This window comes from Rhodospirillales bacterium (assembly GCA_014323865.1).
Taxonomy (GTDB): domain Bacteria; phylum Pseudomonadota; class Alphaproteobacteria; order SP197; family SP197; genus SP197.
Genome location: JACONG010000017.1, coordinates 1 through 26114, shown reverse-complemented (window position 1 = coordinate 26114; position 26114 = coordinate 1). Strand labels below are relative to the sequence as shown.

The 26114-nt window shown below is 63.1% G+C and carries 30 protein-coding genes, 2 tRNA genes, 1 pseudogene and 1 riboswitch; of the genes and pseudogenes, 22 read left to right on the top strand and 11 right to left on the bottom strand.

Going from position 1 to position 26114, the window contains the following annotated elements:
- The first annotated feature begins 25 nt into the window (after window positions 1-25).
- From GDA49_13530 to GDA49_13520, 3 genes are all read left to right on the top strand, one after another.
- Entirely contained in the window at window positions 26-472 is a 447-nt protein-coding gene (locus GDA49_13530) for an NUDIX domain-containing protein (GenBank protein ID MBC6441394.1), read from the top strand.
- Window positions 473-616: 144 nt separating this feature from the next.
- Window positions 617-823 (top strand): hypothetical protein, encoded by a 207-nt coding sequence (locus GDA49_13525; GenBank protein ID MBC6441393.1) that lies wholly within the window; start codon window positions 617-619, stop codon window positions 821-823.
- A complete protein-coding gene (locus GDA49_13520; protein MBC6441392.1) occupies window positions 820-1437 on the top strand; it encodes a Fic family protein in 618 nt (205 codons plus the stop codon). Before GDA49_13525 ends, GDA49_13520 begins: the two co-directional genes overlap by 4 nt.
- Before the next feature lie 154 nt (window positions 1438-1591).
- Here GDA49_13520 and GDA49_13515 read toward each other — a convergent pair whose 3' ends face one another.
- The 4 genes from GDA49_13515 to GDA49_13500 all read right to left on the bottom strand — a co-directional run bounded on the left by GDA49_13515 (window position 1592) and on the right by GDA49_13500 (window position 5526).
- On the bottom strand, window positions 1592-2308 hold the full coding sequence (locus GDA49_13515) for an ATP-binding cassette domain-containing protein (GenBank protein ID MBC6441391.1): 717 nt from the start codon (window positions 2306-2308) through the stop codon (window positions 1592-1594).
- A gap of 1 nt (window position 2309) precedes the next feature.
- Window positions 2310-3938, bottom strand: a complete 1629-nt coding sequence (locus GDA49_13510; protein MBC6441390.1) for a thiamine/thiamine pyrophosphate ABC transporter permease ThiP — start codon at window positions 3936-3938, stop codon at window positions 2310-2312.
- 58 nt (window positions 3939-3996) lie between these two features.
- Entirely contained in the window at window positions 3997-4992 is a 996-nt protein-coding gene (locus GDA49_13505) for a thiamine ABC transporter substrate binding subunit (protein MBC6441389.1), read from the bottom strand.
- 59 nt (window positions 4993-5051) lie between these two features.
- A riboswitch (TPP riboswitch) is annotated at window positions 5052-5158 on the bottom strand.
- Between the two features lie 146 nt (window positions 5159-5304).
- Window positions 5305-5526 (bottom strand): sulfurtransferase TusA family protein, encoded by a 222-nt coding sequence (locus GDA49_13500; protein ID MBC6441388.1) that lies wholly within the window; start codon window positions 5524-5526, stop codon window positions 5305-5307.
- Between the two features lie 195 nt (window positions 5527-5721).
- Here GDA49_13500 and GDA49_13495 point away from each other — a divergent pair, with 195 nt between their 5' ends.
- Entirely contained in the window at window positions 5722-5910 is a 189-nt protein-coding gene (locus tag GDA49_13495) for a hypothetical protein (GenBank protein ID MBC6441387.1), read from the top strand.
- A gap of 113 nt (window positions 5911-6023) precedes the next feature.
- Here the strand turns inward: GDA49_13495 and GDA49_13490 are convergent, their stop codons facing one another.
- The 3 genes from GDA49_13490 to GDA49_13480 form a co-directional block, all read right to left on the bottom strand.
- Entirely contained in the window at window positions 6024-6446 is a 423-nt protein-coding gene (locus GDA49_13490; protein ID MBC6441386.1) for a hypothetical protein, read from the bottom strand.
- Window positions 6443-6874: a TIR domain-containing protein gene (locus GDA49_13485; GenBank protein MBC6441385.1), complete on the bottom strand. Its 432-nt coding sequence runs from the start codon at window positions 6872-6874 to the stop codon at window positions 6443-6445. Before GDA49_13485 ends, GDA49_13490 begins: the two co-directional genes overlap by 4 nt.
- Window positions 6875-7176: 302 nt before the next feature.
- Window positions 7177-7251 (bottom strand) — tRNA-Thr (locus GDA49_13480).
- Window positions 7252-7256: 5 nt separating this feature from the next.
- Here GDA49_13480 and GDA49_13475 point away from each other — a divergent pair.
- The 13 genes from GDA49_13475 (at window position 7257) to GDA49_13415 (ending at window position 16599) form a co-directional block, all read left to right on the top strand.
- Window positions 7257-7541 carry a hypothetical protein gene (locus tag GDA49_13475; GenBank protein ID MBC6441384.1) on the top strand — a complete coding sequence of 95 codons (285 nt, stop codon included), beginning with the start codon at window positions 7257-7259 and terminating at the stop codon, window positions 7539-7541.
- Window positions 7542-7700: 159 nt separating this feature from the next.
- Window positions 7701-8993: a UDP-N-acetylglucosamine 1-carboxyvinyltransferase gene (murA, locus tag GDA49_13470; GenBank protein MBC6441383.1), complete on the top strand. Its 1293-nt coding sequence runs from the start codon at window positions 7701-7703 to the stop codon at window positions 8991-8993.
- Window positions 8994-9022: 29 nt separating this feature from the next.
- Entirely contained in the window at window positions 9023-9493 is a 471-nt protein-coding gene (locus GDA49_13465; protein ID MBC6441382.1) for a DUF2948 family protein, read from the top strand.
- Between the two features lie 457 nt (window positions 9494-9950).
- On the top strand, window positions 9951-10811 hold the full coding sequence (locus GDA49_13460) for a hypothetical protein (protein MBC6441381.1): 861 nt from the start codon (window positions 9951-9953) through the stop codon (window positions 10809-10811).
- A complete protein-coding gene (locus tag GDA49_13455) occupies window positions 10804-11322 on the top strand; it encodes a PIN domain-containing protein (protein MBC6441380.1) in 519 nt (172 codons plus the stop codon). The genes GDA49_13460 and GDA49_13455 overlap by 8 nt, the downstream gene beginning before the upstream one ends.
- Window positions 11323-11644: 322 nt before the next feature.
- Window positions 11645-12133, top strand: coding sequence for a UPF0262 family protein (locus GDA49_13450; GenBank protein ID MBC6441379.1), 489 nt, complete (start codon window positions 11645-11647; stop codon window positions 12131-12133).
- A 4-nt stretch (window positions 12134-12137) separates the two neighbouring features.
- A complete protein-coding gene (locus tag GDA49_13445; protein ID MBC6441378.1) occupies window positions 12138-12593 on the top strand; it encodes an arsenate reductase ArsC in 456 nt (151 codons plus the stop codon).
- Window positions 12594-12676: 83 nt separating this feature from the next.
- A complete protein-coding gene (gene maf, locus GDA49_13440) occupies window positions 12677-13252 on the top strand; it encodes a septum formation protein Maf (GenBank protein ID MBC6441377.1) in 576 nt (191 codons plus the stop codon).
- A complete protein-coding gene (locus tag GDA49_13435) occupies window positions 13249-14478 on the top strand; it encodes a ribonuclease E/G (protein ID MBC6441376.1) in 1230 nt (409 codons plus the stop codon). Before maf ends, GDA49_13435 begins: the two co-directional genes overlap by 4 nt.
- A 385-nt stretch (window positions 14479-14863) precedes the next feature.
- Window positions 14864-15163, top strand: coding sequence for a DNA gyrase inhibitor YacG (yacG, locus tag GDA49_13430; protein MBC6441375.1), 300 nt, complete (start codon window positions 14864-14866; stop codon window positions 15161-15163).
- Window positions 15164-15261: 98 nt separating this feature from the next.
- Window positions 15262-15337 (top strand) — tRNA-Phe (locus GDA49_13425).
- A gap of 296 nt (window positions 15338-15633) precedes the next feature.
- Window positions 15634-16032: a hypothetical protein gene (locus GDA49_13420; protein ID MBC6441374.1), complete on the top strand. Its 399-nt coding sequence runs from the start codon at window positions 15634-15636 to the stop codon at window positions 16030-16032.
- Between the two features lie 69 nt (window positions 16033-16101).
- Entirely contained in the window at window positions 16102-16599 is a 498-nt protein-coding gene (locus GDA49_13415) for a TIR domain-containing protein (protein ID MBC6441373.1), read from the top strand.
- A gap of 32 nt (window positions 16600-16631) precedes the next feature.
- On the opposite strand, the gene GDA49_13410 is transcribed toward GDA49_13415, so the two are convergent.
- Window positions 16632-17585: an endonuclease/exonuclease/phosphatase family protein gene (locus tag GDA49_13410; protein MBC6441372.1), complete on the bottom strand. Its 954-nt coding sequence runs from the start codon at window positions 17583-17585 to the stop codon at window positions 16632-16634.
- A 949-nt stretch (window positions 17586-18534) separates the two neighbouring features.
- On the bottom strand, window positions 18535-19143 hold the full coding sequence (locus GDA49_13405) for a hypothetical protein (protein ID MBC6441371.1): 609 nt from the start codon (window positions 19141-19143) through the stop codon (window positions 18535-18537).
- A gap of 729 nt (window positions 19144-19872) precedes the next feature.
- On the opposite strand from GDA49_13405, the gene GDA49_13400 reads away from it, so the two are divergent.
- Window positions 19873-20082 (top strand): hypothetical protein, encoded by a 210-nt coding sequence (locus tag GDA49_13400; protein MBC6441370.1) that lies wholly within the window; start codon window positions 19873-19875, stop codon window positions 20080-20082.
- Between the two features lie 96 nt (window positions 20083-20178).
- Window positions 20179-20736 carry a type I restriction-modification system subunit M N-terminal domain-containing protein gene (locus GDA49_13395; protein MBC6441369.1) on the top strand — a complete coding sequence of 186 codons (558 nt, stop codon included), beginning with the start codon at window positions 20179-20181 and terminating at the stop codon, window positions 20734-20736.
- Here GDA49_13395 and GDA49_13390 read toward each other — a convergent pair.
- Window positions 20621-21295: a hypothetical protein gene (locus GDA49_13390; GenBank protein MBC6441368.1), complete on the bottom strand. Its 675-nt coding sequence runs from the start codon at window positions 21293-21295 to the stop codon at window positions 20621-20623. The genes GDA49_13395 and GDA49_13390 overlap by 116 nt on opposite strands.
- Entirely contained in the window at window positions 21292-21612 is a 321-nt protein-coding gene (locus tag GDA49_13385; protein MBC6441367.1) for a hypothetical protein, read from the bottom strand. The genes GDA49_13390 and GDA49_13385 overlap by 4 nt, the downstream gene beginning before the upstream one ends.
- A gap of 326 nt (window positions 21613-21938) precedes the next feature.
- Here GDA49_13385 and GDA49_13380 point away from each other — a divergent pair.
- The 3 genes and pseudogenes from GDA49_13380 to GDA49_13370 form a co-directional block, all read left to right on the top strand.
- Window positions 21939-24017 (top strand): annotated as a pseudogene (locus tag GDA49_13380) (SAM-dependent DNA methyltransferase).
- A gap of 50 nt (window positions 24018-24067) precedes the next feature.
- On the top strand, window positions 24068-25324 hold the full coding sequence (locus GDA49_13375; protein ID MBC6441366.1) for a restriction endonuclease subunit S: 1257 nt from the start codon (window positions 24068-24070) through the stop codon (window positions 25322-25324).
- A partial coding sequence (locus tag GDA49_13370; GenBank protein ID MBC6441365.1) for a type I restriction endonuclease subunit R occupies window positions 25321-26114 on the top strand: 794 nt, incomplete at its 3' end. The genes GDA49_13375 and GDA49_13370, both read left to right, overlap by 4 nt.

Sequence of the window (26114 nt, the reverse complement as noted above, 5' to 3'; positions counted from 1 at the left end):
AAACCCCCGCGAGGCTCCGGCGACCATGGCCAATCCCCAGAACTGCCGCGCCTATGGCGTGCTCATCCGGAACGGTCAGGTTCTGGTCTCTGCCGAGCATATCGCCGGTGTGCCCGTCGAGAAGTATCCGGGCGGCGGCGTCGAGCCGGGCGAAACGGCCGCGGAGGCCGTCGTGCGCGAGTACAGGGAGGAGACCGGCCTCGCCATCCGGATCCTTGCCGAGCTCCACGATCCCGGCACCATGATCAGCCCGCTCACCGGTCGGCCCTATACGCCGGTCTACTTCCTGATCGACGCCGAGGGCGAACCCGCTGTGCCCGACTGCGAGCCCATCGCGATTGGCTTCGTGGACCCCGCCCGCGTGTTCGCCAGCGACCGCGTCGCGCAACCCGAGAAAACCGCCCTGCGACTGGCACTGGCCCGGGAGGCGGCCAGGGAAGAAGCCAGGGAAGAAGCCAGGGAAGCAGATTGATCGGGCGTTCCGCCGGCACGTGGCAGTGCCGCTTTCCGCAGCCCCGGCGTCCCGGGACCACGGGCCTCTCTAGGATAGCGCCGAAATAACGATTGACGAGTGGACGATATCCTGATTCGGTAGCGGTGAAATGGAGTGCAGGGAATGACGAAACTCAAGACGAACCTGAAATACAAGACGAACTCGGCGTTATTGCAAGCCCTTGAAGAGGCTGCGGGAAGAGAAATGACTCAAGCTGAGGTGCGCGAGCAGAAAATTTCATTTGTCATGGGAATGATCGGCGAGCACAACGATCTGACCCGGGCTCAAGTGGCACAGCTTATTGATAAACAGAATGGCAAAGCCACGTGATTGTTCACGACCTTACGCATGGGGAAACCCATGGCAGCTATCGAAAACTTGAAGCGTCCAACGAACAGCGTCATTACGATTTTCTTCGTTCCATCGTTGAGGCTGCATTGGAGATGGACAGGCCGCTTTTGTCGCAGACTGTACTTAAAGCGCTGAACTTCCATGCTATTGCCTGCCTTCACTCAAACGCAGGGATGTATCGTCCGTGCATCGTTTCAGTTGGTGAAAATGAAAACTTCCCGGAACCATGGCAACTTCCGGATTTGATGGATGATTTTGTTAATCTGGTCAATCGCCACTGGATGGAATCCAATCCTTTGTCATTGGCGGCATTTGTGCTTTGGCGATTGAACAGGATTCATCCATTTATCAACGGAAATGGACGCACTGCCCGCGCCGCATGTTTGTTTGTATTGTGTCTGAAGCTCGGTGGATGGATGCCATACAGCCCAATTCTGCCTGAACTCATTCGCGAAAACAGGACCCGGTATGTTGCCATATTGAAAGGCATAGATAAATCCGAAAGTGATGGGGATTTGGACTTGCGGCCCCTCGTTGATTTTTTGTCCGGGTTGCTTCAGCAGCAAGTGAATGCAGCGCAAGCGCCACAATAACCGAAGCTCAGCCCGGATGTATTCGGGCGCTGTTCGTATACAATTCCCAAACGCAACCTTGAGATCCGACACGACCGGACGTTGGCTTGCGTCAGCCGTCCTCGCGGGCACGATGCCGGTTCGCACCCGCCCCACGCGCGCGCCTCTCCCGGTCTCAGGCCTCCACGGGGTCCAGACCGAGGTATGCGCGCATGTCCGGATCCGCGGGATCGTTGAGCACCGCATCGGTCGGCCCGCAGAGCGCGATGCCGCCGCCATGGACGAACGCGGTCAGATCGGCGACGCGTCTGGCGTCGGCCGGCTCGTGGCTGACCATCAGCACGGTCATGCCGGTCTCGCGGCGCAGGGCGTCGACCAGGTTGAGCATGTCGCGGCGCAGGGCGGGACCGAGCGCGGCGAAGGGTTCGTCGAGCAGGAGCAGCGGACGGCGCATCACCAGCGCGCGGGCGATGGCGACCCGCTGGCGTTCGCCTCCCGACAGGGCGCCCGGCAGGCGGTCGTGCTTGCCCGCGAGCCCGACCCGGTCCAGCGCCGCGGCGACGTCACGGCGTTGCGCGGCGTCGATCCTGAGACCGGGGTCGATCCCCAGCGCGGTGTTGCGGAAGGCGTCGAGATGGCCAAACAGATTGTGCTCCTGGAAGAGCGTCGTGATGGGCCGCTGTGCCGGAGGGCGTGCGGAGATGTCCCGGCCATCCACCAGCACCGCGCCCGAATGCGGCGTCTCGAACCCGGCCGCGAGCGCCAGCAATGTGCTCTTCCCCGCACCGCTGGGGCCCAGCAGCGCCGCGGACGCCCCGCGCGGTACGGCAAGATCGCAGGCGACCTGCCAGTCGCCACACCCGTCGCCATAACCGAAGCGCAGGTTGCGCAGCTCAAGTCCGGGCGCGGCCACGGGCGGCTCCCTCGATGACGATGAAGACAACGAGGCAAAGCCCGACGAGCAGCAGGCTGAGCACGGCGGCCTCGTCCATGCGATAGCTGCCCAGCGCGCGGAAGATCAGCAGGGCCAGCGTGGCGTCGCGTTCGGTGCCGAACAGCGCGATCGCGGCAAGATCGCCGGTCGCAAGCGCACTGGTGAGCGCCAGCGCCGAACCCAGCATAGGCCGCGCGCCGGGCCATTCGAGATGACGCAGGCGGTTCAGCCCCGCGAGACCGAGGCTGGCGCAGAGCCGGTCGTGACGTTCGGCACTGCGCCGCAGCACGGGCCCGAGAAGGCGCAGGACATAGGGCGTGGCGACAAGGCCGTTGACCGTCGCGGCGAGCGGCAGGGCCCAGTCGAACACCGGAACCAGCGGCAGCAGCAGGACGAAGAGGCCCGCGCCGAGCACGACAGGCGGGATCACGAGCGTCAGGCTGCCCGCAAGCTCCAGCCGGTCGGCGAGGCGCGGGCGTCGCGACCGGACCGCCAGGTCGTGCGTTGTGAACAGCAGGAGAGTGCCCAGCGTGACCGCCAGCAGGCCGGCCCCGAGCCCGATCGTCACGCTGCGCAGGGCCGCCTGCCAGACCTCGGCGCGTGCCAGGACCGCGACCAGGGGACCCGTGAGGCCGGCAACGACGATGGCGACCAGGGGGCCGAGCACCCAGAGACTCCCGGTAGCGATCCAGAGGCAATCGGCGAGGCGGCCCATCGGCCCTGTCGTGTCGGGCCGGGCCGACATCCTGCTCTCGGCGGCGCTCCCGGTCGCCGCGCCCGGCACTGTGGGGGCAAGGCGGAGCAGCAGCAGGGCGACCCCGGCGCAGATGGCGACCTGCAGCAGGCCGAGCGTGACGGCGCGCGGGATATCGAACTCCAGCCGCATGGCCCGATAGATGGCGACCTCCAGCGTGGTCGCGGCGGGGCCGCCGCCCAAGGTCAGCACGACCGCGAAGCTGGTGAAGCAGAGCAGGAAGATCAGGATCGCGGCACCGGGCAGGGCGGGCAGCAGACGCGGCAGTTCGATCAGGCGCAGGATCGCGCCGGACCCCATACCGAGCTGGCTCGCCAGCCGCCAGGTCTCGCCGGGGATCGCCTCCCACACCGGCAGCAGCAGGCGCACCGCAAGCGGCATGTTGAAGAAGATATGGGCGATCAGAATCCCCGTGAGCCCGTAGAGCGGGCCGATCCCCGTGAGCCCCAGGGACTCCAGGCCCAGCGCTTGCAGGCCGTGGTTGAGCGCGCCGTTCCGGCCCCAGACTGCCGCGATGCCGAACACCGCCACGATGACGGGCAGGACGAGCGGCAGGCCCATCAGCCGCAGCAGCAGGGTGCGCCCCCGAAACCGCTGCCGGCGCGCCAGGGCGCGGGCGACCGGCAGGGCGAAGGCAACGGATATCAGGGTCGAGAGTCCGGCCTGCATCAGCGTGAAGCGCAGGACCCGCAGGGTGTAGTGATCGAACACGCTTGCCGGGTCGAGCGCCGGCGCGCGTGCAAGGAGCGCGGCCAGGGCCGCCGCGGCCAGGCCCAGGAGAGCGCAGAGCGCCACCAGGCCCGGCCACAGAAGCGGCCTGTGCCCGACCATCATGGCGCGCCCATCATAGCGCGCCCATCATAGCGCGCCCATCATGGTGCGCCCATCGTCATCATGGCGCGCTCATCGCGTCGAGCCATTCCCGGGTCCAGGCCGAACGGTTGCGGCGCACCTCCTCGGGCGGCAGCAGGATCGCCCTGTCGGGCCGGGGCAGGGTGCGGAAGGCCTCGGGCAGGGCGTCGCCGAGCTCGATCGCCGGATACATCCAGTTGCCCGTGGGGATCGTCGCCTGGAAGCCGGGCTCCCCGATGAAGGCGAGGAAGTCGCGCGCCAGCTCTGCCCGCTCGGTATGCGCCGACATCGCCGCCACCTCGACCTGCATGTAGTGGCCTTCCGGGAATATGATGGCCCGGTAGCGGTCGGTCCCCTCGACCATCCGGTGATAGGCGGGCGAGGTCGTGTAGCTCAGCACCATCGGCGCCTCGCCTTCGAGGAACAGGCCATAGGCCTCGCCCCAGCCCGGGGTGACCGTGAGCGTGCGCCGGGCGAGCCCCTTCCAGGCCGCGCCCGCATCCTCGCCGTAGACCGCCTTGAGCCACAGCATCAGGCCGAGGCCCGGCGTGCTGGTGCGCGGGTCCTGGATGATGAGCTTGGGTTCGGCCTCGCCCGAGGTCAGGGCATCGAGGCTCGCGGGCGGAGCAGGCACGCGTTCGCTGTCGTAGACGATGGCGAAATAGCCGTAGTCGAACGGCACGAAGACGGGGTCGGACCAGTCGAACGGCAATGCGAGCCCGTCGAGGTCGAGGCCGTGCGCCTGGACGAGGCCCTCGGCCTGCGCTTCGGCCTGAAGATTGGTATCGAGCCCGAGCACGACATCGGCGCGGGTCGCCGTCCCTTCGAGACGCAGGCGGGACAGCAGGACGGCGGCATCCTCCACCGCGGTCCATGCGATGCTGCAGCCGCAGCGCGCCTCGAAGGCCTCCTCGATCGCCGGGCCGGGGCCCCAGTCGCCGATGAAGGAATCATAGGTGTAGATCGTCAGCACCTCGGCCCGGGCGGGCAGGATGCCGAGGGCGGCAACGAGAATCGGGACGGCAAGACGCAGCATCGCTTCCTCCTCATGCCCGGACCTGTGGCCGGAGGAGGGGGCGGGGACCTGCTTGCCGGGCAGATCCGTCGTCTCAATCCCTACGCCGGCATGATCCGGATCAGGTTCGACGGGTCGGCGCATTCCGCGCCTCTCAGCCCCGCCCGGGGCTCCCCGTGAGTGACGCCGCAACGATAGAGCCTCGGCATGGCGATGACAAGTGTGTGTCTTGTGCCCGTGTGCCTGCCTGTGTGTCTTTCGGCATCCGGGGCCGCCGGCGCGGCGCGCCTTGCCCGGGATGGCAGTGCCCGGGAGGGCAGGGGCCGGCGCGGCTCAGGCCCGTTCCAGCACGAAGCTGAAGACACCGTCGGCTTCGGTCGAGGCCAGCAGCCTGTGCCCCGTCAGGTCGGCAAAGGCGTCGAAATCCTTCACCGAGCCCGGATCGGTGGCATGGACCACCAGAATATCCCCGGCGGCCATGCCCTTGAGCCGCTTCCTGGCCTTCAGCACAGGCAGCGGGCAGACCAGCCCCCTGACATCGAGTTCCTCACGCATGGCGATGTCATAACCCGGACCGCCATGCCATTCCAGATACCCCGGCCACGCCCATCGTCCATTGTCGGAAGACCGTATCGGAAGACCGTCGATTGTCGCCCTGCCGCTTGAAGTCGAGCGCGGCGCTTGACAGACGTTCGTCACCGGATTCTAAAGGGTTTGGGTTGGGATTCTCACACGCAAGGGAGCACGAATATGACGGTCAAGGATGATATTGCTGCGATCAAGGTCTCCGACGTTCTTCGCCCGAAGGGCCGGGACGAAGTTCCTGTGAACTCCCATTTGATTCAGGAGCGTAGCGCGCCTCAACCGGATTATGAGGCAATGCGCAGGACCATTTCCGGTGAGAACGAAGATGACCGGGAGTCCATCGTTGCCGACTGACAAGGCTCAGTTTCCGCGATCGGTTGACCTTCCGGCTCAGTCTTCCATTACAGTCACTGAGCAGAAACTAACCCTCTCCCGAAGGAGTACTATTCTCGGATAGCCAGTGCCTTCTAGATAAGGCGCTGCCAAATATAACAAGCAATCCAAAGCACGACGTAGACGCCACTGATGATCAACAGACCAACGGGAATGATCATCTCGATACGCGTTAGCGAGAAGGCCTTCTTGCCTTCCTTGAAGCGCTTCCACTCCATATCAAATGCGGCAATCTCGAGATCCTTTTCCATCTCTGCAATGACGTCGAATTTGGCGGTCGCCAGACGACGGAAGTAGCAAACCGTGGCGGACCATACCAACGCGATCACAAACACCTGCACAGCAGCAGTGATTGCGGTCAGAGATGAGAACGCACCCGTGGCTGTCACGATAGCCGCGATCATTCCGATGTAGGCGGAACCGGCCTGTTGTCGCCGAGCTTCGCTCGCCGTGATCGTGTCGACGACAATCTTGTATATTTCGATGCGTTCGCTCACGGTCTATAGAGCCTCCAGATTCCTTCGATAACGGATTTCTTGTTCCAGCCAACGGTCTCGGCTGCGGCGTCGCTCACCGTTGAGGACGTCCTTTTCTGGCCCCACGGATTGACTGCAAGAATAGGCTTGTTCTTCTCGTTAGCACCGTCGATTTCCTTCTGAATCCAGTCGCTGTAGCTAGCGTACATGCCCGTGGGGATCACGATTACATGGGACAAAGCGATCTTCCGATAGATTGCATCGCGAAGCGCCTCAGTGGTAGGTGCATTGTGAATCGGATCATCCTTCGGCACGGAGAAGTCGCGAAGGTCGAGCGATGCTTGGCCGACTTTCCAGTTTTTATCGAAGATCCAGCCCGACAGAGTGTCGTAGTGCTCCGAATAAGACCATGAGTGGCTGATGAAGACGTGAATCTGATGGGTGCTCATGCCTTGGACCTCTGTTTGTTCCCTGTTGGCCGTATACAGCACCGTCGGCTGAGATGTCAATAGCTGTTATAACATTTGACGACTTAATCTGTGGGTTCTGTGCAGGGGTCGTTACGAAACAAACAATCAGCTGGGATCGTGTCGTTGAAGCAGCGAGCGTTTGGCCCTGCGCGTCGTCGTGGCGAACGCCTCGGAAGCTGCCCTGAGGGCAGTCCCTCGACGTTCTGCCGCTCTCCACAGTCTGACCGACCGAAGATGTAACCGGAAACCGTAGAAAACAGACGGTTTTCTGCAGTCTGGAATGGTGCCGCCGCTCAGGATTGAACTGAGGACCTCACCCTTACCAAGGGTGCGCTCTACCACTGAGCTACGGCGGCACGGGATGGCATTGGAAAGCGGCGCGGAACCTGCCACAGTGACCGGATCGAGGCAAGCGCCGAACGTGGGCCAGAACGGGGAGGTATTCCTGGGCGATTCCGGGGGCAGGGGCATCCGCGAGCAGGGACAGGGGCCGCAAGGCCGCGACGAGCGGGCCGGGCGGCTCGCCGAAGCCCTGCGCCGCAACCTGCGCAGACGCAAGGACCAGGCACGCGAACGGGGCTTGGGCAACGACCGTGAGTCCGCCGATCGTGAGCGGGACGCCCCTGAATCGGACGTCAAAACCTGAAATCCGGCGCAGACCGAATGATGCAGACCGGGCGGACAACCCTCCGGGCGAAAACCTCTCCACCTCGAAACCCGGCATCGAAACCCGGCAGCGGGCCATTCTTTTGCCCATTTCGGCCCCCAGTGTAAGGCGGGACGGGCGATGAACGGAGCATGATCGTTGGACAGGATTGCCATCGCGGGCGGTGTGCCGCTCAACGGTGAGATTCGCATTGCCGGTGCCAAGAACGCGGCGCTCAAGCTCATGGTTGCGGCACTTCTGAGCGAGAGTCCGCTGACCCTGGAGAACATGCCGCGCGTCGCCGATGTCCGTGCGCTGAGCGCCGTGCTGTGCGCCCTCGGTGTGGAGGTCTCGGGCGATCTCGACGGGTCCGGAACCCTGCGGCTCCATGCCGCCGGGATTGCCTCGACGACAGCACCCTACGACCTCGTGCGCAGGATGCGGGCTTCGGTTCTGGTCTTCGGACCGCTGCTGGCCCGCTGCCGCAAGGCGCGTGTTTCCCTGCCGGGCGGCTGTGCCATCGGAACGCGACCGGTCGATCTTCACATCCTGGGCCTCAAGGCTCTGGGGGCGGAGATCCGTCTTGAGGACGGCTACCTGGTCGGCCACGCGCCGGGCGGTCTGACCGGTGCCGATATCGCGTTCCCGCAGGTCTCGGTCGGTGCGACCGAACACGTCATGATGGCCGCCACCCTTGCCAAGGGCACCACGGTGCTGCGCAACGCCGCCTGCGAGCCCGAGATCGACGATCTCGCGCAATGTCTCAACCGCATGGGTGCCGGGATCGAGGGGGCCGGCAGCGACACGATCCGTATTCGGGGTGCCGGGGGGGGTGCCGGGGGGGGTGTCGGGCGGCTCGACGGTGCGACCCATCGGGTCCTGCCCGACCGCATCGAGACCGGCACCTACGCCATGGCCGCCGCCGCGACCGACGGCGCACTCGAACTTGTCGGCACCGGCATGGACCATCTGGGCGGTGCCATCGGGGCGCTCGCGGCAGCCGGGGTGGCGATCGCGCCGACCGACCGCGGCATCGCGGCGAAGCGCGCCGAAGGACGGCTGGCCGCGACCGATATCGCGACCGGCCCGTACCCCGGTTTCGCGACCGATCTTCAGGCCCAGTTCATGGCGCTCATGACGATGGCCAGGGGTGAATCGCACATCCGGGAAAACATCTTCGAGAACCGCTTCATGCACGTGCCCGAGCTGATGCGCATGGGGGCCGACATCCGGATTCGCGGCGCGACGGCCATCGTCAACGGTCTCGGGCGGCTGCGCGGTGCGCCTGTGATGGCGACCGACCTCAGGGCATCGGTCTGTCTTGTGCTCGCAGGGCTGGCGGCCGAGGGTGAGACCGTTGTAAACCGTGTTTATCACCTGGACCGCGGTTACGAGCGTCTCGTCGACAAGCTCGCGGCCTGCGGTGCCAGGATCGAACGACGGACGGATTAGAACGGACGGATCGGACGCGGGGGGATCGGATGCCGGGGGATCGGAGACAGGACCGGGCGCTCAGGCTCAGGGCCACGGACGACGACGACCTCGAGGTCTTTTCGACCGTTCTGCAGGACGCGCCGATGCCGTTGTCGGACGTCACCCATCTCGGGGACGAGCGCCGCTTCGCAGCCCTGTTCCATCGCTTCTGTTACGAGCGGGAGAACATCGGCAAGACCGCCCATGACCTTCTGCAGGTCGATTGCGCCCTGGTGTTCGAGCATGTCTCGTCCGCCGCGGCCCTCGACCTCGGCGGCCTGGGCGGCCCCGGCACCGCCGAACTGATGACGATCGTCAGCGAGGACATGTCCTCGGGCGGCGTTGCGGTCACACTGGTCTTCCATGGCGGCGGCCAGATCCGGATCGAGGCCGACAGGATCGAAGCCAGGCTGGCCGACATCGGCGACCCGCAAGCCGCCGACCGTCACCCCCGCCACTCACCCGTCCCCGACACCTAGAGCGGATCGCATCCGCCTCCGCGTCGACAGAGACGATCATGCCCTGAGAAACGGGGGCGGGGGCGGGGCCGTAGCGACACCGGTTCAGCGCAAGTTGAAGAGGAGCCAGAGCATGTCTGCGAAACGAACGACGACCCGGTCGCCAGGGATGCAACGCGCGCTGCCGGCAGCAAATGGCCGCTTGCCAGCGACCATCCGGCGTGGCACGCTCTTCCTTGGCCGAGCGCCGCTGACGCCTTGGGTGCGTTCATGCGGGAATGCTTCGCATGAACCGACTCTACGACGGGGACTGCCTGACCATCATATGCGGCGGATCGACTTATCGCTACAACCGTCGTGCAGCGAATGGCGTTGAGGACACGGAAAGGGCCTCCGTCGCACTCTTCTGGTGTGCGTGGGAAGAGATTTCTTTACCGGGACTCGTTGGGCGCGTAAAATCCGCTCCGGAGCGTGAAAATTGGCAAGCCCTATAAAAATCACAATCCAGGGAAAGACCGCCCGCGGCGTTGACGCGCCGACTGTAGGAGATCTGCTTTCTCAGGTCAAAGACATTGTCGATGTTCTTCACGATGTCGAGGAAGCTGTCGCTGATGGAAAGGACCGAGAGATTGAATGGAGAATAACGGACGTTACCAAGAACTCCCCGCTCACTTTCGAGGTAACGCCATTCTCCAAACGATACGCAATGAACGTAGACAACCGAGCGCAAGATGTTGTCGCCGCAACCTCTAAAGGGATTAACTCCCTGACGCAGGGAGAGGGGCACCCATTATATTTTTCTGACCCAACAATCCAAAAGGTTGAAAAAGTTGTCGATAGGATTGCGAACGGATTGGCAGAGACCATTATTGATTTGTCCGCCTATCGTGACGCTCCTGAGGTAAAGGTCACAAGGGCGTCTGCTCCAGCTGCCCTGAACAATCTGCGCCAATTTATAAGCCCTGAGCCGATCCGTTATCGCGAGCTTGGTTCTGTGGAAGGATTTATCACGAAGGTTGAGCGTGATGGACATCAAAGGCCGATTGTCTGGCTCCGGCATCGCATAGATGATCAAACGGTGAAATGCGTTTTGAATGATAAGGGGCTGGACCGTATAGGTCACTATGAGGTTGCGGAAGTCCTGAAGGGCCTTCGCGTTCAGGTTTTTGGACTGATAAGCTACAAGGGTCTTGAAAAGATCAAGTCCATCGAAACCCATGATGTGCATGTTTTTGGGGAGGATAATGATCTTCCTGATATGGAGGACATTATGGCACCGGGGTTTACTGATGGTGTAGAGGCGGTCGAGTATTTGATGCGACTTCGCGAGGATGGCTAAGCCGAAGCGCATATACTGGGATGCTTGTACGTGGATTGCGTACATAGCCATGGAGAAATCCATTTCGCTAAAGGATGGGGGAACGGAAAATCGCTTTGCTATGTGCGAGACGGTTCTGAAAAGCGCCAGGAAAGGTAGGTACGAAATAGTAACGTCGTGTTTTACACTCGCTGAGGTTTGCAAGAGCTGCCAGGTAAAGAGTAGCCCCGTCGGTAATCTGCCCGCGTTTTTTGAGCATACCTATATTCTGACTGTCCCTGTTGATCTGGCTTTGGGGCGCCACGCGCAGAGCATGCAGGCGAGTGGACTGGTCGCGCTCAAGCCGCCAGACGCAATCCATCTGGCCTCGGCTCTTCGCGCGCAAGTTGACCAGATAAACACCTTCGACACTGAGATATTGAAGCTGGATGGAACCATTCCTGGAAGGGACGGCAAGCCGCTGAAGATTGTAAAGCCCGGGTCCGACAATTCTCCAATGCCACTCTTCGAAAAGGGCGAGGATGATGACTGACCCAGCCTGTTACGCTCTTGCGAGATCGCTCAGGAGGGCTGCTTTGTCAAATATACAATTGCCCCTTTCAACGAAGGCCCCTTTCAACGAAGGTCGGTGACGCCCTCTCCCGGTCCGGGGCGTTTCACCGCCCCCTGTGACCAGCAGTTCCCGCCCCCGCCGCGCCACTGCGCTCGGCTCCAGTGCCACCGCCCCGACCGCCGCCCGGGTTCTGCTCGATCCGGCAGTCTGAACATCGCGATCGTCCACGCCGGATGCACCGCGCCATTCGACACGGGCACCCGGTGGGGGCATATCTTGCGGAATGTTCCGGACGGAGACCATGACCGGGGACGGTGCCAGCGCTTTCCGCATTGCCGACATCGAGCTCGACGACCGCCTTGTCGTGCGCCGCAGCCCCGAGGTCGAGCACGAGATGGCTGTCGCCATCTTCGATCTGCTTGAGGAAAACCTCTTCGAGCCGACCGCTGCCGCACCCGGACCCTACCGCGTGCGGCTCACCATTCGCGACGGTCGATCCCTGGTGTTCGGGATCACGGACGGTTCCGGCCAGCCGGTGCCCGACGTCACGCTGTCGCTCAAGCTCTTCCGACGCATCGTGAAGGACTATTTCACGGTCTGCGAGAGTTACTTCGAGGCGATCAAACATGCACCGGCATCCCGCATCGAGGCGCTCGACATGGGCCGCCGCGGCCTCCACAACGAAGGTGCGGACCTGCTGCGCGACACTCTCGCCGGGCGCATCCGGATCGACGGGGAGACCGCGCGCCGCCTGTTCACGCTGATCTGCGTGCTGCACATCCGGGGCTGAGCCGATGGCGACCCTGCCCGGCGCGGTGCTCTTCGTCTGCAACTTCAACGCGGTACGCTCGCCCATGGCCGAAGGCCTCATGAAGCACCTCTGCGGCAGCCGGGTCTTCGTCGATTCCGCCGGCGTGCGCCACGCCGACGCCCCCGACCCGTTCATGGTCTCGGCGATGGACGAGATCGCGATCGACATGGCACGCCACCGGCCCAAGACCTTCGAGGATGTCGAGGACGAGGCCGAAAGCTACGATGTCGTGATCACGCTCTCGCCCGAGGCGCATCACCGCGCCATCGAGCTGACCCGCTGGGCCGCCATCGAGGTCGAGTACTGGAACACCTTCGATCCCACGTCGATCGAAGGCAGCCGCGAGGTCGTCCTCGACGCCTATCGTCAGGTGCGCGATCACCTGCGCCGGCGGATCGACCGGAAGTTTCCCGCGGCGGCGGCCCTGCCGGCGATCTGACGATAATCCTGCAAATCATGTCCTGCGAATGTGGCAGGATGCACTGACACGCCCCTCGCTGCCGTGATACCCCCTTCGCGCCCATGTCCTCCCGTCTGATCCTTGCCTCCCGGTCGCCTCGGCGCCTCGATCTTCTGGCGCAGATCGGCATCGTTCCCGACGCTGTCGTCCCGGCCGATCTCGACGAGACGCCGCTCGGCAACGAAATGCCGCGCGAGCTCGCCAGGCGACTGGCGCAGGCCAAGGCCGAACAGGTTGCAGAGGGACGCCATGGCGATGCCGTTCTCGCTGCCGACACGGTGGTCGCCTGTGGCCGACGCATCCTGCCGAAGGCCGGGAATGTCGAGGTGGCGCGGCGCTGTCTTCGCCTGCTGTCCGGTCGCCGGCACCTCGTCCACGGCGGGGTCTGCCTCGTGTCCGACGGCAGGGCGTATGTTCGTCATGTCGCCACCCGTGTCCGGTTCAAGCGCCTGTCGGATGCCGAAATCGACTGGTATCTCGCGAGCGGCGAGTGGGACGGCAAGGCCGGCGGTTACGCCATTCAGGGCCGGGCCGCAGTCTTTGTCGCTCTCGTGAACGGTTCCTTCAGCAATGTCGTCGGCCTGCCGCTCCATGAGACCGCGACGCTGCTCGATGGCCGGGGCCTGCTCCGCCGGTGACGATCGACACCATCCTTGCCGAGACCACGCCGCGGGCCATGCGCATCGCATTGATGGCCGGCGACAGCCTTGCCGAGCTTCACATCGACCGGCCCCCCGACCGGCACATCGACCCGCACACGCCCGGCCACCGTGCCGGCGATGTCGTCGCCGGTCGGGTCACCCGTGTCGTGCCGGGTCTGAAGGCCGCGTTTGTCGATATCGGTCAGGGTGTCACCGGATTCCTGCGGGCCAGGGATGCGGACCGCGAGGGTTCCGGGGCGAGGATCGAGACCCTGGTGCAGGAAGGCGGATGCGTTGCCGTGGCGATCGGGACCGATGCGCGGGACGGGAAGGGCCCCGTGCTGACCCGGCGTTTCGCCGATCCCGACGGCGCTGTTGCCGCGGCTGCCATGCGCGCCGACCCGCCCGCACTGCTGAGCCGCCGCGAGCCGCTGCTGCTCCGCCTCTGTCGGGTCTATCCGGAGGCGCAGGTCGTCGCCGACAGCCCGGCCGATGCCGCCGCGCTGCGCCGCGCGGAGCTGCCCGGCGGGATCCGGCTGCATCGGGGCACCGAACCCCTGTTCGAGGGGGCCGGCATCGAGGAGCAGATCGAACGTGCCCTTGGCCCCGACGTGGCCCTTTCCTCAGGCGCCGTCCTGCGCTTCGACCGGACGCGTGCGCTGACGGCGGTCGATGTCGACAGCGCGGCTGCGAGCGAGGCCGGAGCGCCGCCGGCCGCGCTCAATCTCGACGCGGTGCCGGTGCTGGCCCATCAGCTTCGCCTGCGCAACCTTGGCGGTCTCGTGATCGTCGATTTCCTCAACATGGACAACAGGGCCGACGGCAAGCGGCTTGTGGCCGCCCTCGCCCGGGCCCTGCGGGACGATCCCGCCCGGACCGCGCTCGACGGCCCCTCCCGGTTCGGCCTGGTCGAGCTCGCCCGCCAGCGGCTGGGACCCACCCTGGCCGAAGCCATGGGCTCACCGGTCGAGGCCGCCGCCGAGGCCCTGGTGCGCCGGGTGCGGCGGGAAGCGCACATAGAGGGTGGTGCGGCGCTTCGAATCCGTGCCTCGCCGGAGGTCGCCAGCGCCTTCCGGGGTGCCCATCGCGGTCAGGACATCGCGCACTGGATCGGCCGCCGCCTCGAACTGGTATCCGATCCCGGCCGCCCCCACCACGACACCGAGGTCGCGCCGCTGTTCCAGGGCCCGGGCGGGAGCCGCAGCGCGAGGTCGACCCTATAGGACAGGATGGCAGAACAGGAGGGCAGGGCAGAAGGCCAGAGCAGGATAGCAGGGCAGGATACCGGAGCGCCGGGCGACGCCGGGCGGACGCTGTGACGCTGCAAGGCCGCCGTCTTCCGGGATCGCCGTCCCGCACGGCAAAGGGGCAGGGAATGTCGCTCGGCCCCGCGCGCAAATGCGCGCAAATCATAGACAATGCGCAAATGCGCGCAAATCACAGACAATGCGCAAATCGCGCGCAAATCGCCCGCAATGTGCCGAAGGGGTGGGCATCGCGTACCGGAACCATGGCTGCGGCACGGTCACGGGTTCCATCGCGCGACGAACCGCTCTAGCCTGCGCCCCTTCGTGCCTCGACCCCCTCCGTGCCTCGATAAGGAGCGCCATGCCCGACGATCCGCCGCACGCCGGCCCATGCCCGATCTGCGGGACGCCCGCGCAACCGGCGTTCAGGCCGTTCTGCTCGGACCGCTGCCGGATGCGCGATCTTGCCCATTGGGTCGGCGGCGACGAACCCTATGTCATTCCGGGGCCGCCTCTGGCACCGACCGGTGCAACCCTGACCGAAGAGGACCAGGCGCTTTTGCAGGAGGCCATGGCTGAGGGCAGCACCGGCACCGACGCCGGCAACGTCATCCGGGCCGATTTCCGCGCGCGCAGGCGGCGCGACAACGACGAGGCTTGATCGGCCCCGCCCGATGCTGCAGAATGCCGCACACCTTGCCTGAACATGCGCCCTCTGCATGAGAGTTCTGCATCAGAGTTCTGCATGAGAGTCAGGGGGCCCAGGTAGCTCAGTTGGTAGAGCAGCGGACTGAAAATCCGCGTGTCGGTGGTTCGAATCCGCCCCTGGGCACCATTTTCCCCTCCCGGCGTGACGATCTCTGTCGCCGAGGCATTGGCGCCGAGTGTGCTTACAGAACACACGGCGCACCACGCCGTCATACTCAAGCTCGACCTCTTCTCTCTTGTACATTTTGCAGCTCCTTCCCATCGACGGTTTGCCGCCAATCTCAGCAGAGGGGTATTGTAGCTTGTGACTGGACCATCGGCACATTCTGATTGTCGTTGAAGGCTGGCTTGCTCCTTCTATAGTTGTATGCTCTGTGGGCAGGTTGAGATTTGACGGAAGATCGAAAAGTCAGACACTTGGAGATGATCCAGAGTGTCATCAACCGGATGGCGATGAACTCGTTCCTTCTCAAGGGATGGAGTGTCACTCTGCTTTCCGCATTGTTCGCCCTGGCAGCAGCTGACGGGCACCCTTCGTTTGTCCTGCTGGCATTCATTCCGATTCCGGTTCTCATGTTCTGGGTGCTCGACGGCTATTTCTTGCTGCAAGAGAGGCTCTATCGAGCGCTCTACGATCACGTTCGTCAGCGAGACGATGGTTCGATCGACTTTTCGATGGATGCAGCTCGGTTCAAGGATCGAGAGAAGCGAAGGTGGTGCGCAGCCATGAGGTCAACGACGTTGGTGCTCTTCCATGGTGTTCTGTTCCTGTTAGTCTGCCTCTCAACCATGCTCGCGGCATGGTCGATAATGGAGGAATAGCGATCATCTTGACCTCTATGTCGCTTTGGACGTATGCTCGCAGCGTGGTCGCTAATGGAGTGGATAGCGATGGTACGAAGAGTCTTCTTTAGCTTCGAGTATGGTTTGGACGTGTCGCGCGCGATGGTTGTTCGAAACAGCTGGGTAACTCAGGAAAAGACAACTCAGGAAGGGTCAGCTCAGAAACGCGGCGAGGCCGCAGGGTTTGTTGACGCTGCAGACTTCGAGAAGGTCAAGCAAAAGGGCGACAAGGCAGTCAGGGACTGGATCGACAAACAGCTCAAAGGCACCTCGGTAACGGTCGTTCTCGTCGGAAAGAACACCTGCGATAGCAAGTGGGTCAAGTACGAAATCGAAAAGAGCAGGGAGGTCGGCAACGGTTTGCTCGGTATCGACGTGAGCAAGATCGAAGACCTGAAGGGAAACACCACAAACCGGTGCGGTCGAATCCCGGCCGGCTACTCGTTCTATTGTTGGGACAAGGACAAAGGCTACGAGAACATGGGCGACTGGATCGAAAAGGCAGCTCAAGAGGCTTATTGGTCGCGCATAGTGGGCATGGAGTAATAGGCTCGAACCGCTCGTCCGCCCCCATTTGCCTATTCGGAGACAACGACAGCGCGAATGCTGAAATGGTCGGAACCGAAATGGTCTCCCAGCTCGACCGTCAGCTTTCTTGTCCTGTCGAAAGCCGGGCCCATCGCGTAGATGTTGTCGATGGGGCTGGAAACAAAACCGCCCGGTGCATAACTCGATGACAGGCCCAATGTCAGGTTGCGCATGGCCAAGCCGCTTACCAGGCCGCCGCCAAGCAGGGCATGGGTCTGGTCGTATCGGGTGCACGCACCGTTGCAGGGGCACCGAAGCGCCAGGTCCACGCCGACCTTGCCTGTGTCGCCCGGAGCGACGTTGAAATCGCCCGCCACGACATAGGACCAGCCCGCGCGCTCAAGCGCGTCGTCGCGGATTGTCACGGCAAGAGCCGAGGCCACGGCCTCCCGCTTGAAGGCGTTCTCCTCGTCGTCTCTGCCCGTTTGGCCTCGTGAGGATTTGAGGTGCACGGCGGCAACCGCAAGATCGAGATCGGGAAGCTCCGCCCAGAGCCAGCCGCGCCCGTCGATCGTCTCACGCTGATCCGGGGGCATGAAATCGGGTATGGGAAGATCGCTGTCCTGCGCCGCCATGGCCTCCGTGTCATTATACGGCCAGGGATCGACCTCGATCACGCTGCCGATCCGATGGGGGGAGAGGATGGCAACCTCCAGTTTTGAAGACCACTCATCGAGGTCGTCTCTGGAAAAATCCGAGATGGCAAAGCTCCACGCGCCAATCCCGGCCTCGCCCATGAAAGCCCTCAGATCGGCCTCGCCGGGAACCTCTTGCAACACCACAACATCGGCCTCGCCTATGAACGCCCTGAACGCCTCGCCGGAATGGTTCGTTCCATCGAACTGTCTTGCGTTCCAGGTCACGATCGCCAGGGGATCGGCGGCCCGCACCGGTGCCGTGATGGCCGGGACTGCCGCCAGAACCGCCATTGCCAGAGCTGCCACTGCCAGAACCGCCCCTGTCAAAATCCGTGAACCCGGCATCGCTCTGCCCTCCCCCGGTTGTCATCATTATCCCGCACTCTTTGCCATCCCGCCCTCCTGACCGTCCAGCATATCCCACTGCTGCCCGGCAGGCACCATCGTCCCCCGCCGAATGCCCCCCGCCGGATATCCCAAGCCGCATGGTCCCCGGCCCCGGCAGCCCCTGCCACCTGCACGAGACACGGCCTGACCGCGAACACGCCCGGGACTGCGATTGAGATTGACGATTGCGATTGAATGGAACAGGGGGTGAACCATTCGACGGGGGCCATGCGACGCGACCGCCGCACAACCCCACCCCACAGGTGCGGGCAGGTCGTTCAGGGCCCTCCATGGCGAAACGTGAGCGGGGTCACGTCTTGCCCCGCCCCGCTTCCCGATGGCAGCGATGTTCCCAGGCGGCCGGTTGCCTTGGATCCCGAAAGCGTCGCGTTCGTCCCGGATCATACGCTGAACGACATGGCTGCCCGGCGCAAGGAGTGGGTTGGCCGTCTCCGGATCGTCGTCGGGATCAATGTTTCCGGGGGATGCACCTGCTCATTCCCGATAACCCCGCCCACGTCGAGCGCCTGTTGAACGCGAGCCTCCAGCCCCCAAAGCCGCACATCGCCCCGGCCCCCGCGAGGTCCCGCCCGACCTGGCCGCCGCGCGCCTCGCTTCCGCCCGCGGGCAGCAGCACCCGGTCGGGAATGCAGCGACACGAGCCCCAGCCCCGAGAGCACGGCGCTGGGGCGGTGGACCGTCCCGAACCGGGAGAGGGAGTCACTGGCGGAGCGAGGCAGCAGGCTGCCGGTCTATGCTTGCCTTGGCGCGAGACGTTATAGGCCTGATCATCGGCCTTCGTTGAAAAGGCCCGCAACATCAGGAATGACGATCACTCCGCCTTCGGCGCAGAGACTATCGGCGTCGTTCAAACCGGGCAAGTCTGGTTGGTTGCCGCCTCAGTTTGCCAGGTTTCCAGCAGAATCATTCGTTTTTCGGCATCGGTTTGTTTCTGATAATCACTGAAAAACCGGACAAAATGGCGAATCCCGCACAAGAAGCGTTCATCCTCTATTTTTTCTGCGTATTCATCAAAAAAGGGTTCCCATCTGTACCAAAAGACCTGGATTTGCTCACCCAGCAACGCGGTCGCAATGTCACCTGAGCAAATGTCGTTGGCCACGCAGATGATGACCTCATTATAGAAGCTAAACACAACGAAAAGGTCCAACTCCAAGTTGATGTCACCCTCGACGATCTCGTGAAGACGATTGCCGTAACCACGGCCACCAATCTCCTCGTTGATTCTCCTTAAATCGCTTTTCTCATAGCGCCAGACGTTTGAGATGTACCTCCGCGCTTCTATAACATTGGGGGGACCGGACCGCTCAGCGAAGGAAAGCGCTTGTTCAATCTTCCACTGATCGACTTTCGTCTGGTATTCCCAATACCCGAGGATGCTGACGAACGCGAAACCGATGAAGGTGAGCCAGCCCCTCAATGTGTCGGATACTGATTTCCAAGTTGGTTCGCTCATTCGATGACCGCCATGTCAGTTTTGCGGAAATCCGCTATTCGTAGGTGCAATGGGGGGGAGGGGGGTCCCAATGGCACGGATGGTCAGGCGATAGTTGTTCCCACATCCATGAATCGCCTTGCGCCGGGACATCACTTATCATCGGGACGTCATTTAGCAGGTGGTCGAAGTCAGTTATCTCTTGATTCTCTTCTTGATCCATAGGCGGCTCAATCCCGGTGGTATCGTGCTCTTGCCCGTTGGGCATGGCCTCTTGCGCAAGCGCCGCGAAAGAGAACGCCAAACCCAAAGCCATGGCCAGGGATGCGGCAAAGACGCGCCGAGAAGCGCTTGTGCCTGCTCCTCCGTGCCCGACAACCGACAGTTCGGCACGCAACCCGCCACGACCTCGCCTGGTGAAGCCCAACACACGAAGAACACGAGGGACCAGAGTCAATTTGCGCATCTCAATCTCCCTGCCGGGACCCGTTTTCAACGCCTCTGTCGCAGGCCCCGACAGTCACCTTGTCAGTCAGGATTACAGATGTCAAGAAAAAAATGCACACCTCCGGCGCGCCATGCCCGCTTCCGGCTGAACCCGTCGTCCGCGCGCCGGGGACGCGCCGCTTTCTTTTGCCCGAACAGGCGGTATCATGGGCACGGCCTCGTGCGCATCCGCGGTGCGCTGCCGCCCCGGTCTTGCCCCCGGTCTTACTGAATCCCTTGGTTGCCGACCAGACGGAGACGTTCATGTTTTCCCTCGCGAAGCGCGCCACCTGCGCCACCCGTGCGATCTCTGCGATCTCCGATCTTTGCCGGAACGAGTCCGGCCTTGTGAGGACCGAGCGAACGCTTCTCTGGGCTGTTGTCGCGATGGCCCTTGCCACGGTGCTCCTGCTTCTCGGTGCCGACATCGTGGGCTGGTTCGGTCTCGAACCGCCGCGTGACGACGAGGCCTGACGGCCGCCGCCCCACCGCCAACACGCCACCGCCCCGCCACCCATCCCCCTCGACCTCAATCCCCGACATCCACAGGCAACCGCCACAGACATCGACATGAGCACAGACATCAAATCGCTCGGCGCGTTCGTCTGGTCCATCGCCGAACGTCTTCGCGGCGACTTCAAGCAGCCCGGGTATGGCAAGGTCATCCTGCCGTTCGTCGTGCTGCGTCGTCTCGACGGCATCCTTGAGCCGACCAGACCCGCCGTTCGGGAGATGGCGAAACCCTTCCCGCCCACCCAAGCGCCGCCTCCCGTTGCAATCATTTGTCCGTGTAGACGGCCACAAATGAAAAAGGGACGGCTCCGCAGAACCGCCCCGCAGAACCGCCCGTTGGCGAGGTGGTGTGCCTGGCGTCAGGCAGTGTTGTCTGGGAAGCGGGAGATATCCTCGGGCGTCAACGGGCGCAAAGCGCCACCGTCACACGTTTCCAGACCATCTACGCCTTTGGCCATGATCATCCTTCGGCATTCCCGGTCGGGAAGGCCGAAGATGTTCATGTGGCAATCGTCTCCGGTGGCGGAACGTTGTTTCTCCAATTCGCATTGGCCCGGCAGGTCCCTGGGGTCAATTCGCCAGAGAACAGGAGGCTCCCCTGCCACGTTGGCGTAATACTGTCGAACATGATTGCATTCGTTGCCACTCCTGGCGATCGCACAGGCAGATTCGAAGACAGAAATTCCCCCGTTATTGGAGGAATTCCTGAATGCGACACTTGTGAACCGGTGCTCGCGCCTGCTGTAATGCAGCGGATGAAGTAACCGGATGACCTCTTCGACCGCCACGCCGTCCCCCGCAGAAATTTGACCAGATCATCGAACAGGATGTCAGGGTTCTCGCTGACAACCTCGTCGGCAATGTCGTAGACGAACTCAAGTCTTCCGTCCGCACGACAAAGAACCTCGACACACTCTTCACCATTGTAACCGGCAACAAGTATGCCGCCTTCAGTCTCCGGGAACACTTCAACGTCTGTCGCGCCCATTGTCCTGATGAGGGAGTTGACGGCAAGCGCATTGTCAACGGCGAGGGCAACAGCGCCCCGCCCAACACCATAGTGCCATCCTTCGGGCAACTCTCTGAAAGAGAGTATGCGGCTCGCAACAGGGTCGTTCGCATGGGTGATCTTGACGATCTGCCCGGACGGCGAGACGTAACGTGTCCAGTTCATGACGTCTCCTGGGCAGCCTTCAACCTGGTTTCCACCTCCCCCATCGTCATGATCGAATGACCGGTGACCTTTTCGAACTCGGCCATGCCCGCGCCGAGGTTCTCAGCCATGGTTTTTGCCGTTGTGAACGACATGTGCAACTTGGCCAGGGGTTGCCCGTCAGTCATCAGAAGTACGCTGATATCAGACAGCGAAGATCCGATCTCGATCCCGTTGAAGTAGAATGTCGGAATCGCCAGCATCTGAACCGCTTGATGTCCTGTTGCGTCCTTGGTGGTGCTGACTTGCTCAGGCGGTAACCGGGTTTCATCGGCCATTGCAATCCCGTCTATGGTTGGTTCCCGAAACGCCCGCCAGGCCCGCTTTCGACGTGGAGGCGCTACAGGTTGGTTGACACGCCATTATGTCCACCTCCCCCATCCCGTCAAGCCCGGCTTTACTGACGGTGCCCAGCCCACCATACCCGCCGCACCATGCCCGCCGCTTTCTTTTGCCCGAACAGGCGGTATCATGCGCGCGGCCTCGTGCGCATCCCCACCGCCCCACCGCCCCACCGCCCCACCGCCGCCAGCGCCCACCGCCGCCGCCCATCCCCCTCGACCTCAATCCCCGACACCCACAGGCAACAGGCACCGACATCGACATGAGCACAGACATCAAATCGCTCGGCGCGTTCGTCTGGTCCATCGCCGAGCGTCTTCGCGGCGACTTCAAGCAGTCCGAGTATGGCAAGGTCATCCTGCCGTTCGTCGTGCTGCGTCGTCTCGACGTCCTCCTTGAGCCGACCAAACCCGCCGTTCTGGCGATGGCGAAAACCCTTCCCGCCCACCTGGACGACCGGGCACGCGACATCGCGCTTCTTCAGGCCGCCGGGCAGGCCGCCGGGTAGGGCATCGGTCTCTACAACCTGTCCCGCTTCACCTTCGCCACGCTCAGGCAGCAGGACGCGGAGAACATCCACGACAACCTGACCGATTACATCGCCGGATTCTCCGACAACATCCGCGATATCTTCCACGAGAAGTTCCAGTTCCCCACCCAGCTCAAGCGCCTCGACGACGCCGGCCTGCTCTGGCAGGTCTTCGACGCCTTCAGCCGCATCGACCTCAACCCCGATACCGTCCCGAACCTTGCGATGGGCCATCTGTTCGAGGACCTCATCCGCCGCTTCTCGGAAATCTCGAACGAGACGGCGGGCGAACACTACACCCCGCGCGAGGTCATCCGCCTCATCGTCGCGCTGCTGCTGGCCAACGACACGGACGCGCTCAGAGGATCGGGCGTCATTCGCCGGATATACGATCCCGCCGCCGGCACCGGCGGCATGTTGTCCATCGCCGAGATGGAGATGAAGGCGCAGAACCCCGACATCCGCGTCGAACTCTTCGGCCAGGAACTCAACCCCGAATCCTTCGCGATCTGCAAATCCGACATGCTGGTGACCGGCCACGACCCGGAGAACATCGCCTTCGGCAACACCCTGACCCGCGACGCCCACCCGACCGGACGCTTCCACTACATGCTGTCCAACCCGCCCTACGGCGTGGACTGGAAGAAATACGCCGACCCGATCAGGGCCGAGGCCGAGAACGACGGCATGTCCGGCCGCTTCGGCGCAGGCCTGCCGCGCATCTCCGATGGCCAGTTGCTCTTCCTCCAGCACATGATTGCCAGAATGCGCGACGACGAACAGGGCTCGCGCATCGGCATCGTCATGAACGGATCGCCGCTCTTCACCGGCGCTGCCGGATCGGGCGAGAGCGAGATCCGCCGCTGGATGCTCGAAAACGACTGGGTCGAGGCAATCGTCGCCCTGCCCACCGATCTCTTCTACAACACCGGCATCCAGACCTTTGTCTGGCTGCTCACCAACCGCAAGGCCCCCGCCCGGCGCGACAGGGTGCAGCTGATCGACGCCAGCGGCGAACGGTTCTGGAAGCCCCTGCGCAAGTCCCTCGGCTCCAAACGCCGCGAAATCCCGCTCGAAGCCTGCGCCGACATCCTCCGCATCTACAGGGACATGCTGGGCTCTGACGCCCTGCGCGACGACGTCCGGGACGATGACGCCCAGGGCTCTGACGACCTGCGCGACCTGTCCAGGATCGTCGCCACGACCGACTTCGGCTATCGCGAAATCCGCGTCGAACGCCCGCTCAAACGCGCCTTCGCCGTCACGCCTGAGGCGTTGGCGACCCTGCGCGAGGCCAAACCCTTCCAGGCCCGCGACGACGCCGACCGGGCCCGCATTCTGGAGGCCTTGCAACATGGCCTGCCCGCCGGCGAGCGCTGGCGCGACCGCAACGCCTTCGACAAGGCGCTTTCCGCCGCCCTCCGTGGCGCAGGTTTGCAGAAGATCGGCGCGCCGCTCAGGAAAGCAATCCTCGCCGCCCTGTCCGAACCCGACGACGACGCCCCGCCCTGCACCGACAGGAACGGCAATCCCGAACCCGACCCCGACCTGCGCGATCATGAGCGGGTGCCCCTGAACGAGGACTGGCGCGACTATATGCAGCGCGAGGTTCTGCCCTTCGTCCCCGATGCCTGGGTCGATGAGACCCACACCGACCCGAAGGACGGCGGCGTCGGGCGTGTCGGCTATGAGATCAACTTTAACCGCTACTTCTACAGATACACCCCGCCCCGCCCGCTTGAGGAGATCGACGCCGCATTGAAGGCACTGGAAGCCGAGATTGCCGGGCTTCTGGGGGAGGGGGTCGGGTGATCACACTCCAACAACGCGTCCACGCTGCAGCGAGACCTGAAGACTGGCAGTTGGACAAACTGCATCAGGTGTTCCGTGTCCGTCGCGGCAACAAGAACAAGGGCATGAAGGAAGACAACCTTCTGTCGCTGAGTTACGGTCGGATCATTCAGAAGAGTATTGAAACCGCCGACGGTCTACTGCCCGAGAACTTCGAGGGGTATCAGATCGTCGAACCCGGCAACATCGTTCTGCGACTGACCGATCTTCAAAACGACAAGCGGAGTTTGCGGCAAGGTCTCGTGACCCAGCGCGGTATTATCACTTCGGCATATGATGCGGTCGAGGTTCAGCGCGATAACGATCCTCGTTTCTGGTTCTACTCACTGCTCGCACTTGATCTGGCAAAGCACTACTACTCACTCGGCGGCGGCGTTCGTCAGTCTGTGAAGTTTGCTGACTTCCCGAATGACTGGGTGTATTGCCCCGCCCTCGCGACCCAGCGCCGGATTGCCGGGTTTCTGGACCGGGAGACTGCAAGACTGGACCTGCTGATCGGGAAAAAGCGGGGGATGCTGGAGCTTCTGGGGGAGAAACGATCCGCGCTGATCGCCGCAGCGGTCACAGGCGGTCTCGATCCTGCATCGGGTCAACCCGTCGTCGCCAAAACCGCCGCCCGCCCCTCTGCTGCGGGAGGGGGTCGGGTGACGTTCCCGAAAGTCGGTTATCTCATACGCCCTCTCGCGACGAGTTCGACAATCAAAAACACAGTCGAACTGGAACAGGCAGATGACTTGTTTCCGGGTTACAGCGCATCAGGACAGGACGTTTGGTTGCCCTACTACGACTATGATGGACCTGCGATTGTGTTGAGTGCAGTCGGCGCGCAGTGCGGTAAGACGTTCCTCGCTGACGGCAAGTGGGGCACGGTTGCCAATACCACCGCATTCGGCATCGACACGAGTAAGGCATCGCCGAAGTTCCTGCACTATATGACAAACCAGAAAGACTTCTGGGAGAAAGGCGGATCGGCGCAACCATATGTGAAGGTCTCCGAAACTCTTCGGAAGCGTTTCTTCATCCCCGACCTCGCGACCCAGCGTCGGATTGCCGGGTTTCTGGACCGGGAGACCGCAAGGCTGGACCTTCTGATGGCGAAGATCGACGCTTCCATCGACCTTCTCAGGGAACGTCGCGCCGCCCTGATCACCGCCGCAGTCACGGGGCAGATCGACGTGCCGACCTCTGCCAAATCCGACACCCCCGGCACCCCCGACCACCCCCCGACGGACCCCATGAACGCCCCTCAGGAGGAGACGAGCGCATGACGGAGAAACCCCACACCACCGCCGACATTCATCGCGAGGCGGTCTTCGAGGAACATATCGTCGCCCGCCTGACCGCCGATCAGGGATATATCGAACGCGCTCCGTCCCATTATGACGTCGCCCGTGCCCTCGATACCGGCTTGCTGTTTCGCTTTCTGAAGGCCACGCAACCCGACGCATGGAAGGCGCTGGAAGCGCACTATCCCGCGCAGGCAGAGGCCGAGGTTCTGAAACGTCTCGAAAAGGCGTGGAAGCGGAATCCGACCCATGTCGTGCTGCGCGAGGGCCTCAGACTGGTGCCGAATATCGAGCTCGGGCTCTGCTTCTTCAAACCCGCGTCGAACCTGAACCCCGACCTGACCCGTCGCTACGAGGCGAACATCCTCTCCGTCATGCGGCAGGTGAGCTATTCGGCGAGGAACGGGAACACCATCGATCTCGTGATCTTCGTCAACGGCATTCCGGTTGCCACCCTCGAAGTGAAGAACCTGCTGACGAACCAGAACGTCAGTCACGCCGAGAAGCAGTATCGGGAAGACCGCTCCCCCGCCGGCGAACCGCTGCTGACCTTCAAACGCGGTGCCATCGCACATTTTGCGGTGGATCAGGACAACCTGTCCGTGACAACCCGTCTGAGAAACGGCAAGACGCGCTTCCTGCCCTTCAACCGCGGGCGCGATGGCGGGGCCGGAAACCCCGATATCCCCGGCGAGAACCGGGTTGCCTGGCTCTACAGCGATCCGCCCGACGGCAAGGCGGTCTTCTCGCGCGATGTGCTGCTCGACCTGAT

Excerpts from the sequence above, each read along its gene's own strand:
- GDA49_13530 (MBC6441394.1), top strand. The coding sequence starts at position 26 with ATGGCCAATCCCCAGAACTGCCGCGCCTATGGCGTGCTCATCCGGAAC.
- GDA49_13525 (MBC6441393.1), top strand. The coding sequence starts at position 617 with ATGACGAAACTCAAGACGAACCTGAAATACAAGACGAACTCGGCGTTA.
- GDA49_13510 (MBC6441390.1), bottom strand. The coding sequence starts at position 3,938 with ATGATGGTCGGGCACAGGCCGCTTCTGTGGCCGGGCCTGGTGGCGCTC.
- GDA49_13505 (MBC6441389.1), bottom strand. The coding sequence starts at position 4,992 with ATGCTGCGTCTTGCCGTCCCGATTCTCGTTGCCGCCCTCGGCATCCTG.
- GDA49_13500 (MBC6441388.1), bottom strand. The coding sequence starts at position 5,526 with ATGCGTGAGGAACTCGATGTCAGGGGGCTGGTCTGCCCGCTGCCTGTG.
- GDA49_13495 (MBC6441387.1), top strand. The coding sequence starts at position 5,722 with ATGACGGTCAAGGATGATATTGCTGCGATCAAGGTCTCCGACGTTCTT.
- GDA49_13485 (MBC6441385.1), bottom strand. The coding sequence starts at position 6,874 with ATGAGCACCCATCAGATTCACGTCTTCATCAGCCACTCATGGTCTTAT.
- GDA49_13475 (MBC6441384.1), top strand. The coding sequence starts at position 7,257 with ATGGCATTGGAAAGCGGCGCGGAACCTGCCACAGTGACCGGATCGAGG.
- GDA49_13465 (MBC6441382.1), top strand. The coding sequence starts at position 9,023 with ATGCCGGGGGATCGGAGACAGGACCGGGCGCTCAGGCTCAGGGCCACG.
- GDA49_13455 (MBC6441380.1), top strand. The coding sequence starts at position 10,804 with ATGGCTAAGCCGAAGCGCATATACTGGGATGCTTGTACGTGGATTGCG.
- GDA49_13450 (MBC6441379.1), top strand. The coding sequence starts at position 11,645 with ATGACCGGGGACGGTGCCAGCGCTTTCCGCATTGCCGACATCGAGCTC.
- GDA49_13445 (MBC6441378.1), top strand. The coding sequence starts at position 12,138 with ATGGCGACCCTGCCCGGCGCGGTGCTCTTCGTCTGCAACTTCAACGCG.
- maf (MBC6441377.1), top strand. The coding sequence starts at position 12,677 with ATGTCCTCCCGTCTGATCCTTGCCTCCCGGTCGCCTCGGCGCCTCGAT.
- yacG (MBC6441375.1), top strand. The coding sequence starts at position 14,864 with ATGCCCGACGATCCGCCGCACGCCGGCCCATGCCCGATCTGCGGGACG.
- GDA49_13420 (MBC6441374.1), top strand. The coding sequence starts at position 15,634 with ATGATCCAGAGTGTCATCAACCGGATGGCGATGAACTCGTTCCTTCTC.
- GDA49_13415 (MBC6441373.1), top strand. The coding sequence starts at position 16,102 with ATGGTACGAAGAGTCTTCTTTAGCTTCGAGTATGGTTTGGACGTGTCG.
- GDA49_13405 (MBC6441371.1), bottom strand. The coding sequence starts at position 19,143 with ATGAGCGAACCAACTTGGAAATCAGTATCCGACACATTGAGGGGCTGG.
- GDA49_13400 (MBC6441370.1), top strand. The coding sequence starts at position 19,873 with ATGTTTTCCCTCGCGAAGCGCGCCACCTGCGCCACCCGTGCGATCTCT.
- GDA49_13395 (MBC6441369.1), top strand. The coding sequence starts at position 20,179 with ATGAGCACAGACATCAAATCGCTCGGCGCGTTCGTCTGGTCCATCGCC.
- GDA49_13390 (MBC6441368.1), bottom strand. The coding sequence starts at position 21,295 with ATGAACTGGACACGTTACGTCTCGCCGTCCGGGCAGATCGTCAAGATC.
- GDA49_13385 (MBC6441367.1), bottom strand. The coding sequence starts at position 21,612 with ATGGCCGATGAAACCCGGTTACCGCCTGAGCAAGTCAGCACCACCAAG.